Genomic DNA, 15,552 nt, shown 5'->3' with positions numbered 1-15,552 from the left:
TTTCCCTTGGTTCTCCAACCACTCCTGCTGCGGCGAATACCATAGTCGCTGAACTCCCGACACGGACCAAGGTCTGAAGTCGCTGACGGGTGCCTTGTGCCCTCAGCGCGATTCATCCGTCCATATGCGGCGCTCGCCGCGGTAGATGTATTGGCCGGAGCCCTGGCGGGTGTTGTCGCGGTAATAGTCGCGGCGATTGCGGTTGCGGTCGTCGCCGGCGCAGCGCTCGGGAAGGCGTCGGCAATCCTGGGAGTTCTGCCGGCTGACCCGCGGATTTGTCGGATCAACGGCCATTGCATTACCGGCGAGCATTGCTAAAGCTAAGGCAAGAACAACCCTGATCATTTCACTCTCTTCCATTTCCTGTCGACCATGCCCGGAGTTTATCACATGCTGCCAAGCCGCTCACTTCTCATCGGCATGATCATAACATTGGCCTCTTCGCATGTTGCATTGGCAGAAAAAGCCCGGTTTCGAAACGCCAGGGAAAACGAAATCCGTCAGCTTCTGAAGGGTGCCAGCGACTTGCGGAAAGCCTCGAATGGCTATGAATACCGTCGGGGCAACAAGAACGGCTATAAAATTTCAGACGGTCAGATCTGCATACTTTTCCCCAACAAGCAGACCGACTGCGTCTCGATCAAGACGGATGGTCAGGTATTGCAGATGCTCGACAACAAGGGCAATCGCGTCAAGCTCTGAGCCCTGCCGGTTGCTGTCTGTCGTCACGCCCGGCGCCTCCCCGGAACCTTTCCCCAAAGATCGCGTTAGAAACGCATGATTTTGCAGGTCGCTCGCCTGCAGCCGAGATGCGCCATGCGCCGGTTTCATCCGGGCAACCGGATCTTGAACGAGCTTTCAGCCGGGCTCTTCCCGGCAGGGGGAAATCATGAAACTCCGCTTCGTATCCGCCACAGTTGCCGGCTTCCTTGTTACCGGCCTCGCCGGCTCGGCCATGGCGGCTGATGCCATCGACGCTATTCCGGCCGCACCGGCAGCCGAGATCACACCGGTTTTCACATGGTCAGGTTTCTATGCCGGTGTCGGCGGCGGGCCGACCTGGGCCAACGGCGATTTCGACGTCTTTTCCGAAGACATGAACGGTGGGCTGATCACCGGCTTCGTCGGCTATAACTGGCAGTTCGACAATAATTTCGTCGTCGGCATCGAAGGCGACATTTCGTACAACTGGAACAAGTCCGATGTCGGCCCGTTCGAAATCGGCCTCGAAACTGCCGGCTCCGTCCGCGCCCGGCTCGGTTATGCGATCGATCGCGCGCTGATCTATGGTGCAGCAGGCTGGACGGGCGCACAGGCCCATATCGATGGTCCTGCCGGCAGCGACAGGGATACGCTGTCCGGCTGGACGATCGGCGCCGGCGTCGACTATGCCTTCACCAACAACGTCTTCGGCCGACTGGAATATCGCTACAATGACTACGGCAGCGCCGACCTGCTCGGGCTCGACGGCGACTTCGACCAGCATGTCGTGATGATCGGGGTCGGCTACAAATTTTGACGCCCTGCCCTCAGACCATTCTTGCCGCCGGATTACATTGCCGAGAGCGAGAGCTTGCCGTCGGCCGTCACACGCGATTGCCAGCCGGTATAGTTGGCGATCGTGAAATGCGGCGTCTCGAAAGGCGTCGCATGAGTCTCAGTGATGACGGCGACGTCAGCTCCGGCTGCCTCGCCGGCGAGAATACCTGCAACCGCATCCTCGAATACCAGGCAACGGGCGGGATCGACCCCGAGACGGCTCGCGCCCAGCAGATAACATTCCGGGCTCGGCTTGCCTGACGAGACTTCTTCGCCGCTGACGATCATCTTCGGCATGGGAATGCCTGCAGCCGCCATGCGGCGGAGGGCGAGTTCGATCGGCGCCGAAGTGACAATCCCCCAGCGATCCGAGGGCAGTGCATTCAGGAAACGGATGGAGCCCGGGATCTCGATGATGCCCTCGAAATCCTCCATCTCCTCTTTCAGAAGCAGTTTTGCCTCGGCGATCGGATCGACGCCGGGAAGACCGAGTTGGCGGATGACGTCGGACGCGCGAACACCATGGATGGTCTTCAAAAGGACCTCAGGTTCGAAACCGTGGCGAAGCGCCCACTCGCCCCAGACGCGCTCGACGACGGCGATGGAGTTCAGCAACGTGCCGTCCATATCAAAAAGGAAGGCATCGTAAGTCTTTTCGAGAACGCGATGGGAAGCGGACAAAGGGAGGTTCCTTGCGAAGCGGAAAGCCGGCGGCCCTCCGCGACTAGCCGAGCGCATGAGCGACGTCAACCGAAAGCATGTCGCGCAAAACTCTGCAACGGTGCATCAGACAAGGACCTGAAGCGTCGCAAGCGATCTGAATGACCGCGTAGGCTTTAGTCGTTGACCTCGGGATGGGTGATGCTCCTCACATCCGCGAGGCCGCGTGTAGCATCGCGATTGCCGGTGGCAGCCGCAGCCTCAAAAACTCGCGTGGCGTCACCATACATTTTCAGATTCATGTAGCTGTAGCCACGCAGAACCATGAGATCGACCCGCTCCTGCTGCAGTTGGGCACGCTGGTCGAGAAAAATGAGTGCCTCGCGATAGCGGCCGCCCTGGAAGGCGGCAAGGGCACGATCGGCAAGGATCGCTACCTGCAGTTCGGACGCGCGGTCGCGATTCTGCGGCGCCTTGGTAGCCGCGACTGCGGCACTATTGGAAAGGCCGGCGCGCAGGTAGGCAAGGCTCTGGCCGTAGGCGGCATCCTCACGATCCTTGCGCACTGGACTTGCCAGCGCCGCCTCGAAAGCCTTCACCGCTTCCATCGGCCTGTTGATATCCATCAGGCACCAGCCGCGTGCCAATGCATCGCCGGGCCGGAGGCGGGCGGGATCAATGGTGGTGGAGCATCCGCGAAGCTGGCGCGGACCACGCTCGACTGCAACCGTCTGCATGGCCCGCGTGGGCCTCGCGGGCACAACGGGCTGGGGCTGCACTTGCGGCTGCTGGGATTGAAATTGCGCCGGCGGCTGAGGCTCCGGCTGGAAGGCGGCACTGCGTTCGGTCGGCGCAGACTGGATCTGAGGGGCGGCAGGCTGAACAGCCGGCTGCGACCCAGCCGCAGAACCGGGGGCCGGCAACGGAGCGTTGCTGCGGGAAACGGCGGCTGTATCGTTCAACGTGGCAATACGGGCCGAACGATCCGCCCAGAGACGCTGGATCTCGGCAACTCCGGCCCGGTCGTTCAATTGCTGGCGGGTGACGGCAAGGCCATATGCGGACGGTTCGTCATCCGGCTTCCAACGCAATCCCGTCTCGAACCACCGGGCAGCCGTCTGGAACTGGTTCAACGATCGCGCGTACCAGCCGAACTGCTGGGCCGTCGGCACGTATTTCTGTTCGATGATAGCAGCGGCGATACGACCGAGCACGTCCTCGCTCAGATCGGCCGGCGGCTGCAAGGCCATCAGATTGGCGGTCGCGGCAAGATAGGTGGCGGTCGCATCCTTGGAATCGTCACGCCATTTGTACATGACGTCTTCGGCTTCCTGCGGCGACTTGCGGGCGATCAGAGCCAGCGCCAGCCCCTGGGAGGCCAAAGCGGAATCCTGCTTGTCGTGGGCGATGCGGAACCACTTTTCGGCATCCGCATCATTGTTGCGGCGAAGCTGATACCAGCCAAGCAGCAGCGCGTCCGAGGGCAGCCCCTGCTCTTCGGCAAGCTTCTCAACGCGGGAGATATAATTGGCAGCGACCTCGAGCTTGGCATCGTCATTGCCGTCGGCAACGAAGCGGCGGGCCAGATCGTCGCGCAGGCTGTCGAATTCTCTGACACCATTGGCATCGGCAGGTTTTTCAAGGGACAGCAGCGACTGCATCGCACCATAGGGCAGAAGAGCGGCTGCCTTCTGGATCGTCGCCACGCGCTCGGCCGGCTCGGTGCAGTTCTTCAGGATATAGGTATATGCATCCTGCCCTCGCTGCTGCCTGTTCGTATCGACGAATGCTTCGGCAACGCGCCAGAGCACATCTATTTCGGCGCAGGTCAGCAGACTCGGGGTTTCGGCTGCAATATCGACGACCGTCGCATATTGCTTGAGATCAGAAGCATTGACCAGCCGGGCACGGGATTCGGCGACATCGAGACGGTCGAGCAGGTCGGCTGGCGGCTGCCAACTTTCGGCGGCCTGACGATCGGCGATCGCCTTGCGCAGTTCGGCATAGCGACCCTCCGAATAAAGCCGCCACATATTTTCGAGCTGCCGGTCGCCGTTTTGTGGAATGGCGAGCGGATCAGCAGGTGGTACCCAGTTCGGATAGAGCGCCTGAAGGCGCGAGATTTCCGCCTGCAGGCGAAGCTTGTCGCCGCGGCTCGCAAAGTAACGAAGGGCGCTTACGTCGACAACCGGCTGCTGGCTTGCCGCCGTCCCTGAGGGCGGCGGATTGGCCGGCGCGGTGGCGGCACCCGAGGGAGCCGAGGGTGGTGCGGTCTGCGGGACGACCGGAACCGGAGCCGGCTGCTGGGCCTGATTTGTCTGTGGCTGATTTGCCGGGGCTTGGGCTGGCTGAGCTTGGCTCGGCTGCAATTGGCTTATCTGCGCTTGGCTTATCTGGGGCAGATCCGTCTGAGCCGCGCTTTGGGCCTGGCCGACAGAGTTATCCTGCGTCGCGGCCTGGATCCGCTCCGTCACCGTCTGCACATCGATCGGCTCACCAGAGGGGGTATCCGGCCCCTTGATACGGCCCATCATCATGAGTTCGGGAGTCTTGCCACCGAAGCCGAAACGTTCCTGCAATGCGTCGCGGTCCTTCAGCCCGGCGATGAGAGTCGCCACAAGGACCGCTGCCGTGACCGCCACGAAAGAAGATTTCACAGACACTCCGGATGCTTCTCCCCGACATAGGCCAGCCCCAGAAGCTGAAGCGTTGAAGGATAATAATAGGCGGGCGCAAATTGCAGCGCTTCGGCAGGTAGTTTGGTTCCGTCCAATACACAGGCCACAACGTGGTTAACAATTTCATAACCAGGGTCGGAAAGCGGCGTCTTCGACCGCCCGGTGGTGAGGTCGATTATAGCCGGCACCCCGTTTTCGGTCATGCCTTCCTTGAGGCGCGTCAGCAACGCCCTGTCGGTCACGCCGCCTCGCGCCAGATAGAGCGGGATACGGATCGCGTTGTAGCCGAACTCTGCCTCGAAACCGTCGGCCGGCTGCGGCTGTCGCTTCAGGCTCACCCATTCGGCGGGCAGCTTGCGCGGGCCAAATTGCATGGCCTTGAGCAGCGACAGACCATCATCGGCCAGTTTCTGCCACTGATCGGACGGTGCAAGTGCGGCCATGACAGGAAGCGCCTCATAGACCCAGTAGGATGGGTTGATAACGGGGCCATCGTCGCGATCCGTGCCGGAGAAGCCTTCCGCGCCAGGCATCAGCAGGGTGCGGCCGGAAAAATCGGCCACGGTCTCCGATAATGTCGACTGCGCCATGCGGGTGGCCGCGGTAATATAATCGGTACGGTTCCAGGCAGAGCCCGCCAGCGCAAGCGCATAGGCAATCAGTATATCGCCGTCGGACGCATTGTTGGTGTCGGTCACATGCGGGCTGGCAGACGGATCCCATTTCCAGACGGCAAGACCGTCATTGCGCAGCAGCAATTCGGTGCGGGTGAAGTACCAGATCTGCTCGAAATCGGAGGGGCTCGCGGCAAGAAAGGCGAGCAGCAGGCCGTAGCCTTGGCCCTCGCTATGGCTGATGTTGCCATTGCCGTTATCGATGATGCGGCCGCTCGGATCGAGGAATTTCGCCTTGTAGGCAGCCCATGCCTCGCCGCTGATTCGCGGCTGCTGCGCCAAGGCCGGCTCGCCGGCGAGTGCCAACATCATCGTGCCTGCCAGCAATGTCGCGATCCAGCCCCTCATTTCGACCTGCCGAGCCTTGAGAGCATTCTGGACGTGACCAGACCGATCAGCAGCGACAGTACGACCAAAAGGAAAGAATAGGAGAGAATATTCGTCGACAGCCAGTTGGCGGCGATCAGGCGATAGTTGGCGATCGACAGGCCTCCGGTAGGTACGAAATCGAAACGGGTGACCGGCACGCTCTCGATCTTGCCGGTGCGGCTGGAATAGGTGGTGACATGGCCCGCAATCTGCGGCCAGTTCATCTGGGCGGTCAGGGAACTCAGCCCCTCGCGCAGGTCCTTGGCCGAGGGCGCGGTCACGACAGTCCACGTACCACCACCATCCGGGCTCTTGCCCTGGGCGACCATCAGAGATGCCACATTCGACGGCGCGAATACCTGCTCTGCAGTGGGAACGAATTGCAGCGAGGCGCCGGTAATATCGAAGTTTCGATGCAGCCATTCGCGGAACGCGGCAATGCGACCCTGCAGCGCGCCACCGCTGATGCGTGAACGCCACTCTTCCAGCGCCTTGCCATTGTCGATCTCGATCGGCTGGGAATCCGTCACCGGACGCCAGGAAGCCTGGCTGGCTGTTGCGACATTGACCTGCGTGAGCGCCGTTGCCGGCATCTGCGAAATCGAGCCGATGAAAATCGCGTTGCGGTCACCGATCACGCCCGGCGAGGCGACCGTTTCGATCGCGATCGGGTGGCCCGCCATGATCGCGAGCTGGCCAAGCAGGGTCGCAGTGGCAGACAGCGTGTCGGCATCGGTGCGATCGATGAACAGCGGCGTCGGATCTGGACTGCGCCCATAGGGGTAGGATGTGCCGGCCATGGCCGCGAGGTTCGGTCGCTGCCCGACGCGTGCGAAATCCGGCATATGGAATTCGGACGTATCGAAAAGTGCAAATCGCGGCGTCGACGAGGCTGTCGCCCCGGGGACGCAAGCTGCATCATCATCCGTCATCAGAACTGCTTCGATGGCAATCGAATTCAGCCCTGGCTTGAAATGCCGCATGGTCACGCGGATAGGAAGCTGGCGGAAAATCCCGCCATTGGTCGTTGCAATCGGCACAGTGGAGGCAATGTTGCCGTTCACATAGACATCGATATGACTGCCGGGAAGCACCTTGCTGGAATAGGCAGCATCGAGCAGGATTTTTGCTTCGCCATAGGCATTGGCGTAAAAGTCAGCCGGCACGGCGATATTGAAGCCGGTGCGAAAGCGACGGCCGGAAAAGTCGATGGTCTTCAAGCCGAGCTGCGAAAGCGGAATACTCGTATCAGAAAAGAGAAGCGGCGCGTCAGGCGCGCTCCAGCGCTGGGTGGTCAGCACGTCGCGACGGACTTCAGGGGCGCGGTCGGTCGGAGACACGATAGTGTCGATCGCCGTGGAAACCGCCTGCCAGGATGGACCGCTGATCAGCAGGACGGGCGAACCACTGCGCGGGTCGATGACAAAGGCCGCAAGCGGCGCGCTTTCAGCGCCTTGGGGAAGATTGGGGAAGATCGGACGCAGCTCGGTGGCGGTACCGACGAAAACCGCCATCTTGCCGGGACCACCTGCTGGCGGAGTATCGGCACTAAAGGCAAAGACCTGGTTCGGCATGCCGCTCAGGAGCGACAGGCCCTGCGCCAGACGCAGGAGTGGCTTGGTGGTGCCGGGCTGTTCCATCGCCGGAACGACCAGATCGAATTCCGTCTTGCCTGCGCCATCGACACCGATGGCGCGGATCGCATCCGTGCCGGAAAGCTGACTGGCGTCGCGGCCGGCAAAGCTCAGATAGGTGCCGGCCGGATCGATGTTCGACCAGAGCTCATAGGTGGAGTCGATGCTGCAATCGGTGCGGTGGCGCTGATTGGCCTCGAAAGTGATGAGATTGGCACCGGGCTGGAGCAGACCTGGAGGAACATCGAAGCTGACTGCCGAAGGACTGTCGGGCGAACCGACCTGCTGCTGACCGATAATACGGTTGTTGATGAACACGGTCAGCTGCGATGCTTCGGGAGCGACGACGATGGCATTCTGATAGGTGAAGGTGAACCGCGCCTTCGCTGCTGCCTGCTCCGTCGTCAGATAGATCGACCATGACCTGCGGTCGTATTCACCACCAAGGCCTAGCTCGGAGAAAGGCACGATATAGCGCCTGAAATCGCCGGTCTGTGGAGCGGCCGCGGCAGGACGGACGACAGGGGTGGCCGGCTGCGGCTGAGCCTGAACAGGGGTGGATGGCACCGCCGGCGCCGATGGAGGTGCAGGCGCTGGTGCGGGGGTTGCGGGAATGACGCTAACCGGCGGCGCTGCGGGCGTGGGTGCCTGGCTCTGCGCAGGCGCGGAAGGCTGTACCGGCTGCGGGGCAACAGTCTGCGGAACGACGGGAACAGGGGCCGGTGCGGGCTGGGAAGGCTGCGCGGGCTGGGCCGGAAGCGTCAGGCGCGGCTTGACCGGTGGCGCACCCGCCGGGCGCTCACCGGACATGTCGAAGGGAGCGGTCTGCGCATAAGCGAGAACCGATGTGCCGATCAGGAGAAGGGAGGCGGCGAAGAATTTTCTCATCCGGCGTTCGCCTTTGCCGCCTGCTGCTGTCGATGCTCCTCACGTTCGGGGCGCATGCTGCGGAAGAAATAAACCAGGCCGCGGCTCGTCTGATAGAGCGAGAGGCCGAGGAACCAGATGGTGCCTCTGATGAGGCCGGGATTACGCCGGCGCGAGGCCTGGAACTGCGTCCATTGATCCGAATTGGCGAAGATCAGATCGGCGATGAGGCGATGGTCCAACGCGCTCTTCGGTTGATACTGGCAGCCGACATTGGTGATATCGCCCGACGGTTCGATGTTGCGGACAATGAGCGGCAGGGTTTCGAGATCGGCGCCGCTATAGGGGCGGAAGCGGATCTCGCCGAGCGCTCCAACCTGCACCGCATCGAAATGCTTGCTGAAGATGTGCAGGCGCGCGCCATGGACGGAGACGTCCTCGATTGAGGCGGTATACCACTGATCGCCGACGCCGAATTCGCAGCGCCGGTTGACGCGCACGCGGCGGGAGGACGCCCTCTCCCCGCGCTCCGAGACCACGCCGAGCGCGCAGCCGGCAAGGATGAGATTGATGATGTTCCAGCCGCCGACGACGAGCGTGACATCGGCCTTATAGGGTTCGGCATAAATCTTGTAGATGGTGATCGCGACGGCGATGATCTGCACCGCGAAGATGACGAAAAAGGGCCGGCTGATTTCCGACAGGCGGCTGACGGCGATGGATTCGTCCTTGGCGGTGACCTTGAAGGTCGGCTTGCGCGGATTGAGCATGACCGAGACGACAGCCGGCAACAGATGAACCGTCTGCACATATTCATAGAGTTCGGAAATCCACGGCCAACGGAACGACCCGTAGAGGTAGTTCTGCATCATCAGGTTCACGATCATGTAGGCGAGCGTATAGGCCAGGAACTCGCCGCCGGAGGCCGTGAAGATCTCGAGATCGAAAAAGAGATAGAAGAGCGGCGCGAAGAGGAAGATCGTGCGCGGGAACGGGAACAGCCAGAACAGCGATGAAGACATGTAGCAGAAGCGCTGCGGCAGCGTGAGGCCGCGCTTGAGCAGCGGAAAGCGGAAGCGCAGGATCTGCATCATGCCTTGCGCCCAGCGGCTGCGCTGACCGATGAAACTTGCGAAGGTGGCGGGCTGCAGCCCGGCGATCAAAGGCTTGTCGAGATAGAGGCTGTTCCAGCCGGAGCCGTGCAGGGCAAGCGCGGTCTCGCAATCCTCGGTGATGCTGATGCCGCTGAAACCGTTGGTGGACTGCAGCGCGCGGCGGCTCAGAACCGCTGCCGAGCCGCAGAAGAATGCGGCGTTCCACTTGTCGAGACCACGCTGGATGATGCCGTAGAACATTTCGTTCTCGCTCGGCATCTTTTCAAAGGTGCGAAGGTTACGCTCCAGCGGATCCGGATTGATGAAGAAGTGTGGCGTCTGGACAAGGAAGAGTTTCGGGTCATCGTCGAAATAACCGACCGTTTCCAGAAGGAAGTCACGCGCCGGCGCATGGTCGGCGTCGAAAACGGCAATCAATTCGCCGCTCGAATGCTGCATGCCGTTGTTGAGGTTGCCGGCCTTGGCGTGTTCGTTGCGGTCACGCGTCAGGTAATTGACGTCAAGATCGACGCAGAGCTGCTTGAGCTCGGCGTGGCGGGCCGCGGCTGTCTGCGCTTCGATCAGCTTGCCGGAATTGCGCTTCTGTAGCGTGCCGCCATCATCCAGCAGCCACACATGCAGCTTGTCGGCCGGATAATCCATCGCCTTTGCGGCGGCAAGCGTATTGGCAAGCAGGCCGGCATCTTCGTTGTAGGACGGCACGAAGACATCGACATGGGGGAAACGCTCGAGCTTCCCGGCGCGCGAGGGTCGCGGCGGCAGCGGGGTGGCGACAATGAAGAGCGACAGCGCCAGCATCATCACGCTATACATTTCAGCGAGATAGAGCAGCAGGCCAGGAATGAAGTTTGCGAGCTGGTTGACCGGCGGCAGCGTATTGGTCGTGCGCCAGTAGACATAGCGCAGCACGATGGCCGTACCGAAGGCGAGCGCCACGAGACGCCATGTGCCCTCTCCCTTCAGCACCTTGATGAGCGCCATGACCGTGACGACGGTAATGCTGGCGATGAGCTGGGTCTGCAGATTGACGGGCAGCGTGATCAGAGCAATCACGCAAAGCGACACCATAGCCCATATGAGAACACTGCCGGCCTTACGCATGAACGTTCCTTCGAAATGGCTCAACCGCTGCGCTCGGCGCATTGGGCGTATTTGCTATTTCCGGCAGGCGGCCGTCATGGCCGCATCGCCAATGCAATCAGGCGAAGGCACGGTCACACCGATCGGCCTTGCCGTTTGTTCGACTGCCGCCGGCGCCTCTGCCGGTGGCTCTATCGCATTCGTCTGCGTGTCGTCGTTCGGCAGCGGCACGCGAGGGCCGACAGGCGGCTGCAGGACCGGTGCAGCAGGTGCCGGTTGCGGCTGCACGCGGCGCACGGCCACGGCCCTTGTCTGGCGAACTGCGGCCGGAGCAGGTTCGTAACCGATCGGCATCGTGGTCGCACGATAGCCGCCCTCGTCAGGATAAATCGGCGCGCCGGTCTGGCCGAGCGCCGGATCGGCCGGCGGCGGAGCGCCATAGGGATTCCAGATATCGCCGTCGAAAGTGCCCGTGACGGTGTAACCGTAGACAATGCCGAGGAGCTGGCGCTCGCTAGCCCGGGCATCGCAAAGGCGCAAGCGGATCTGGATCATGCCAAAGTTGCGCGCCTGTGTGTGCGCCGACTGGCTGGAGCGGACCTGCTGCCAGGCGTAAAGACAGGTATCGCCTGCGCGGCTGTGGCCAGAGGCATAACCGAAGGGACCGTAGCTGTTCTGCAGGAACGTGGCTGAGGTCGCCATCGGGACGCCGGGAACCGATCGCGCCATCTCGCGCGCGATATCCCCTTCCCGGATCATCCGGTAGGAAGCGTTGCCGGCGCCGGGATTGGCCCCGGACGCGCCAAGAAACTGAACTTTGAGGAAATTCTGGCCTTGAACAGATGAGGACGTGAAGAGCGATATTGTCTGCTCCACACCGTTTCCACGCTTTTGCTCGACGACGCTGACGATCGACGGACCACCGGGGGGCGGCAGGACCAGCGCTTTTTCCGGCTCTACACTGTCAGGCCCAACAGGCTGACGCACTCCCCCTGTCGACGTACAGCCGGCTATCATGGCCGCGAGAGCCGCCATCGATATCGTCTTCGGAAAATGCATGTCCTGGCCGTTGCTATCGTATTTTTAATCTTTGTCTGAAGGGACAAAGCGCGGCGAATTTCCGAATCAACAACCCCTATGTCGTTCTTTAGGAATAAACGATGCTCATGGTTAACAAATGGTCAACACTTTTCTACAGGTGTGCCGGGTAAAATCGGCAGGCGCTCCACTTTCACGGGCGCAGCAAAGCGAGAGGAAATCAACGGCATCCGGCAAGAATGACCCGGAGTAGCAGAGCCACCGGCGGAACCATGAAGGACGGCTGACGTTTTCTCGATGGCTGGGTAGGAAAAGGAGAATATCCATGCGCAAGACCATGCTGGCCGCGGCCGCCCTCATGCTGACCGTAAGCTCCGCCGCCTTCGCGCAGAGCAGCGTCATCGTAACCGATCCGGCGCCGACCGGTTCGACCGTCGTGCTTCCAGGGGAAGTCCGCACCTATGTGATGGAGCAGAGCGTTCCCTCCGTCGTCTATGACGGCGACATTGCCGTCGGCACGACGCTTCCCGACACGGTAGAGATTCATACCGTTCCCAACGTGGACGGCTATGGCTACACCGTCGTCAACGAGCGCCGCGTAATCGTCGAGCCGCAGACACACCGCGTCATCCAGGTTCTGGAATAGGCTCCGGCACGGCGTGAGGCTCTACGCGAACCTCACGCCTGTTCCGCGGACGGCTTGCCGTTCAGCACTTCACGGACCTTGTGGGCGAGCTGTTCCAGGCTGAAGGGCTTGGCAAGCAGCGAGACGCCGTAGTCCAGCACACCATTATGAACAATGGCATTGCGGGTGTAGCCGGTCGTGTAGAGGATCCGGATGTCCGGCCACTTCTCCGTGACGGCATCAGCAAGCTGGCGACCGTTCATCTGCGGCATGACGATATCGGTGAAGATGAGATCGACCCGCTCATTCTGCAGCACATCCAGCGCCTCCGGACCGCTGGCGGCCTGTAGGACACTGTAGCCGAGTTCACGCAGGCTTTCCGCCGTCATCTCTCGCACACTCTGGTCATCCTCGACCACAAGGATAGTGTCGTCGACGCTCCCTTGCGGGATCGGCATCATCGACGGCGCCGAAAACCGTGTCTCACCGGAACCGACACGGCGCGGGAGATAGATCTTCACCGTCGTGCCGCGATCGATCTCCGAATAGATCTTGATGTGTCCCCTGCTCTGCTTGACGTAACCATAGACCTGGCTGAGGCCTAGACCCGTGCCCTTGCCGGCACCTTTCGTGGTGTAGAAAGGATCGAAGGCGCGTTCCAGAACCTCGGGCGACATGCCGATGCCGGTATCGGTGATACTGATCATCACGTACTGGCCGGCCTCCACTTCCTGGTGCATGCGCGCATAACGGTCGTCGAGTTCGGTATTGGCCGTCTCGATGGTCAGATGCCCGCCATCGGGCATGGCGTCGCGGGCATTGACCGAGAGATTGAGGATGGCATTTTCAAGCTGGCTCAAATCGGCGAAGGTCGGCCACAGGCCACCGGCCAGAACCGTTTCGATCCTGATCTGCTCGCCCAGCGTCCGACGCAACAGTTCCGACATGCCGCCGACAAGCTTGTTTAGGTCTATGGTTTCCGGCGCCAGCGGCTGCTGGCGTGAAAAGGCGAGCAGCCGCGCGGTCAGTACCGCTGCGCGCTGCGCCCCGTCCCTGGCGCTCTGGATCGAATTTAGAAGGCGTGGATCCTCCTTACCGTTCAGCCGTCGCTGGGCGAGATCGAGGCTGCCGATAATGATTGCCAGCATATTGTTGAAGTCATGAGCGACGCCGCCGGTCAGCTGGCCGATGGTTTCCATTTTCTGCAACTGGCGCACCTGGGCCTGGGCGCTCGCATGTTCCGCCATCTCGCGCTTGAGCTCGCCGGTGCGCTGGGCGACCGTCTCTTCCAATTTCCTGTTGAAATCGTTCAGCTCTCCGCGCAGGCGCAGCTGCCGGCCGTGGGAGACGACAATCGCCTGCATCAGTCCGACAATGATGAGTGCATTGGCAATGAACGTCGAAAGGCCGAGCCACTGGATGAACGTGACGGGCCAGAAGATATCGTGCGGCTCGACGAAGAACTGCTGGACGAGGAAGCCCGATAGAATGGCGGCGACCACGCCTGGCCCGGCACCGCCGATAAAACTTGCGATCAGCACGGCGGGCAAGAAGCTCAGAAACGGAAAACCGGAGAGATAGTCGCCAGCAGCAGTGCGCAACAGGAAGGTAAATGCAACAGCGGCGACAGCGAGCGGATAGGTCAAACCCGGCCTATGACGCAGCCAGTCCGTGGCGCTCAACAAATCCATTTCCCAGCCTCGTCCTTCCGTTACGAAAACGGCCCTCCAGCTTTTGCATATCGAATCCGGTCGGGCAATATGCCGTTTTTCGCACTGCCGCGATCCAACCTTGACGAGCAGCCTGCTCGGGGCAGATAAGCCATGTACCCGACAGGCCTGCCACAGGCCCGTGCGGGCAGAGAGTGGACGGAACCATGAAAGACATTTTCATCGTCGAAGACGATGCGCTGATCGCCATGCTGCTTGAAGAGATGCTTGAGGATCTCGGCTACCGTATCAGTGCCAGCGCTCCGGATCTGGAGCAGGCCCTCGATGCGGCTCAAAACAAGGAATTCGACGCCGCTATCCTCGACGTATCCTTGGCCGGAAAGAGTTCACTGCCGGTCGCAAAGCTGCTCGAGGCGCGCGGCAAGCCCTATGTCTTTGCAACAGGGTATGGCAGCGCGCCGGAAGGCAGCAATTCAAGCCAGCCTATCCTCAGAAAACCGTTCCAGCTTTCCGATCTCGAGAGAGCACTGAAAGGCATGGAGGCTTAAAGCCGCTAACGCACCTGATCGAGCAGGCGCTTGCATTCCAGGAGATCGTAGAGCGCTTCCTGCAGAAGCGCACGATCCTCCTTGCCGACACTCGACTTGCCGACCGAGATTTCCGGCTGATCATCGTCGCCGCTGACGAAGTTGAAAAAGCGGCGCGTGATCGGCGGCTTGGCGCGGCCAACGATCTGATCCTCTTCCGCCATTGCGACGCGCGGTTCGCCTGCGACCGTATCGTGCACGTTCGCAGAGAGTGCTTCAACGCTTGCGAGATCGCCATGGCCGACCGCGACGACAAACTTGTTGCCGTTGGTTTTCAAGAGCTTCTGCACGCCCTTGATCGTATAGCCGTGGTCATAGAGCAGATGGCGGATGCCTTTCAAAAGATCGACATCCTCAGGCCGGTAATAGCGCCGTCCACCGCCTCGCTTCATCGGCTTTATCTGCGGAAAGCGGGTTTCCCAGAAGCGCAGCACATGCTGCGGCAGGTCGAGATCATCAGCAACTTCGCTGATGGTGCGAAAGGCATCCGGGCTCTTGTCCAACGTCATACTGCTACGCGACCTCGCGGATCGATCCAAACGGCGACTCATCATATTTCAACGGTTTGGAGCCGCGAATTCAAGTCACGTCTTCGCGTTGCGCACAGCCGGAGGCACGACGCAGCAAAAAACCTTTGCGTTCGGCGGGAAAAAGATGATCAGGCAGCCGGATTTTGCGGCTTGGTCTTGCCCTTCCGGGCAACATGGGACTTCAGAATGCGCGTCTTGAGCACATTCGACGCCTTGAAGGTCATGACGCGGCGGGGGGAGATCGGAACTTCCTCGCCGGTCTTCGGATTGCGGCCGATACGCTCGTTCTTGTCGCGCACCTGGAAGGTTGCGAAAGAGGAAAGCTTGACGGTCTCGCCGCGCACGATCGCGTTGCAGATCTCGTCGATGACCGTTTCGACAAGCTCAGCAGATTCTGTCCGGGAGAGACCGACCTTCCGAAAAACGGATTCCGCCAGGTCTGCTCGCGTAACTGTCTTTCCGGTCATGGTTTCCCCGCCCAATAGA

At 61.1% G+C, this 15,552-nt stretch carries 14 protein-coding genes; 4 read left to right on the top strand and 10 right to left on the bottom strand.

Going from position 1 to position 15,552, the window contains the following annotated elements; genetic code table 11:
* Positions 1-102: 102 nt before the first annotated feature.
* Positions 103-360: a hypothetical protein gene (locus FHX06_RS26885; protein WP_162710087.1), complete on the bottom strand. Its 258-nt coding sequence runs from the start codon at positions 358-360 to the stop codon at positions 103-105.
* 30 nt (positions 361-390) lie between these two features.
* On the opposite strand from FHX06_RS26885, the gene FHX06_RS26880 reads away from it, so the two are divergent.
* Both FHX06_RS26880 and FHX06_RS26875 read left to right on the top strand, forming a co-directional pair.
* A complete protein-coding gene (locus FHX06_RS26880) occupies positions 391-702 on the top strand; it encodes a hypothetical protein (protein ID WP_112544622.1) in 312 nt (103 codons plus the stop codon).
* Positions 703-889: 187 nt separating this feature from the next.
* A complete protein-coding gene (locus FHX06_RS26875; protein ID WP_113212480.1) occupies positions 890-1,519 on the top strand; it encodes an outer membrane protein in 630 nt (209 codons plus the stop codon).
* Between the two features lie 32 nt (positions 1,520-1,551).
* Here FHX06_RS26875 and FHX06_RS26870 read toward each other — a convergent pair whose 3' ends face one another.
* The 6 genes from FHX06_RS26870 to bcsN all read right to left on the bottom strand — a co-directional run bounded on the left by FHX06_RS26870 (position 1,552) and on the right by bcsN (position 11,675).
* A complete protein-coding gene (locus FHX06_RS26870) occupies positions 1,552-2,220 on the bottom strand; it encodes an HAD family hydrolase (RefSeq protein WP_113212479.1) in 669 nt (222 codons plus the stop codon).
* Positions 2,221-2,375: 155 nt separating this feature from the next.
* On the bottom strand, positions 2,376-4,856 hold the full coding sequence (locus tag FHX06_RS26865; protein WP_113212478.1) for a cellulose synthase: 2,481 nt from the start codon (positions 4,854-4,856) through the stop codon (positions 2,376-2,378).
* A complete protein-coding gene (locus FHX06_RS26860) occupies positions 4,853-5,899 on the bottom strand; it encodes a glycosyl hydrolase family 8 (protein WP_112968038.1) in 1,047 nt (348 codons plus the stop codon). The genes FHX06_RS26865 and FHX06_RS26860 overlap by 4 nt, the downstream gene beginning before the upstream one ends.
* Positions 5,896-8,442: a cellulose biosynthesis cyclic di-GMP-binding regulatory protein BcsB gene (locus FHX06_RS26855; protein ID WP_113212477.1), complete on the bottom strand. Its 2,547-nt coding sequence runs from the start codon at positions 8,440-8,442 to the stop codon at positions 5,896-5,898. The genes FHX06_RS26860 and FHX06_RS26855 overlap by 4 nt, the downstream gene beginning before the upstream one ends.
* The gene (bcsA, locus tag FHX06_RS26850; RefSeq protein ID WP_112544796.1) at positions 8,439-10,637 is read right to left on the bottom strand and encodes a UDP-forming cellulose synthase catalytic subunit; all 2,199 of its coding nucleotides are present in this window, start codon (positions 10,635-10,637) and stop codon (positions 8,439-8,441) included. Before bcsA ends, FHX06_RS26855 begins: the two co-directional genes overlap by 4 nt.
* 54 nt (positions 10,638-10,691) lie before the next feature.
* On the bottom strand, positions 10,692-11,675 hold the full coding sequence (gene bcsN, locus FHX06_RS26845; RefSeq protein ID WP_112968036.1) for a cellulose biosynthesis protein BcsN: 984 nt from the start codon (positions 11,673-11,675) through the stop codon (positions 10,692-10,694).
* Positions 11,676-11,979: 304 nt separating this feature from the next.
* Here bcsN and FHX06_RS26840 point away from each other — a divergent pair, with 304 nt between their 5' ends.
* Positions 11,980-12,300 carry a DUF1236 domain-containing protein gene (locus FHX06_RS26840; RefSeq protein ID WP_112544635.1) on the top strand — a complete coding sequence of 107 codons (321 nt, stop codon included), beginning with the start codon at positions 11,980-11,982 and terminating at the stop codon, positions 12,298-12,300.
* A 32-nt stretch (positions 12,301-12,332) separates the two neighbouring features.
* Here the strand turns inward: FHX06_RS26840 and FHX06_RS26835 are convergent, their stop codons facing one another.
* Complete coding sequence (locus FHX06_RS26835) at positions 12,333-13,970, bottom strand: response regulator (protein WP_113212476.1); 1,638 nt, start codon at positions 13,968-13,970, stop codon at positions 12,333-12,335.
* A gap of 185 nt (positions 13,971-14,155) precedes the next feature.
* Here FHX06_RS26835 and FHX06_RS26830 point away from each other — a divergent pair, with 185 nt between their 5' ends.
* On the top strand, positions 14,156-14,497 hold the full coding sequence (locus tag FHX06_RS26830) for a response regulator (RefSeq protein ID WP_113146183.1): 342 nt from the start codon (positions 14,156-14,158) through the stop codon (positions 14,495-14,497).
* 5 nt (positions 14,498-14,502) lie between these two features.
* Here FHX06_RS26830 and FHX06_RS26825 read toward each other — a convergent pair whose 3' ends face one another.
* Positions 14,503-15,045 carry a MerR family transcriptional regulator gene (locus FHX06_RS26825; protein ID WP_112544640.1) on the bottom strand — a complete coding sequence of 181 codons (543 nt, stop codon included), beginning with the start codon at positions 15,043-15,045 and terminating at the stop codon, positions 14,503-14,505.
* A 149-nt stretch (positions 15,046-15,194) separates the two neighbouring features.
* Positions 15,195-15,533 carry an integration host factor subunit alpha gene (locus FHX06_RS26820; protein WP_007819963.1) on the bottom strand — a complete coding sequence of 113 codons (339 nt, stop codon included), beginning with the start codon at positions 15,531-15,533 and terminating at the stop codon, positions 15,195-15,197.
* Between the last annotated feature and the right edge of the window lie 19 nt (positions 15,534-15,552).

Source organism: Rhizobium sp. BK512 (genome assembly GCF_014194915.1).
In the GTDB taxonomy this organism is placed as follows: domain Bacteria; phylum Pseudomonadota; class Alphaproteobacteria; order Rhizobiales; family Rhizobiaceae; genus Rhizobium.
This window is presented reverse-complemented; position numbering and strand designations above follow the sequence as displayed.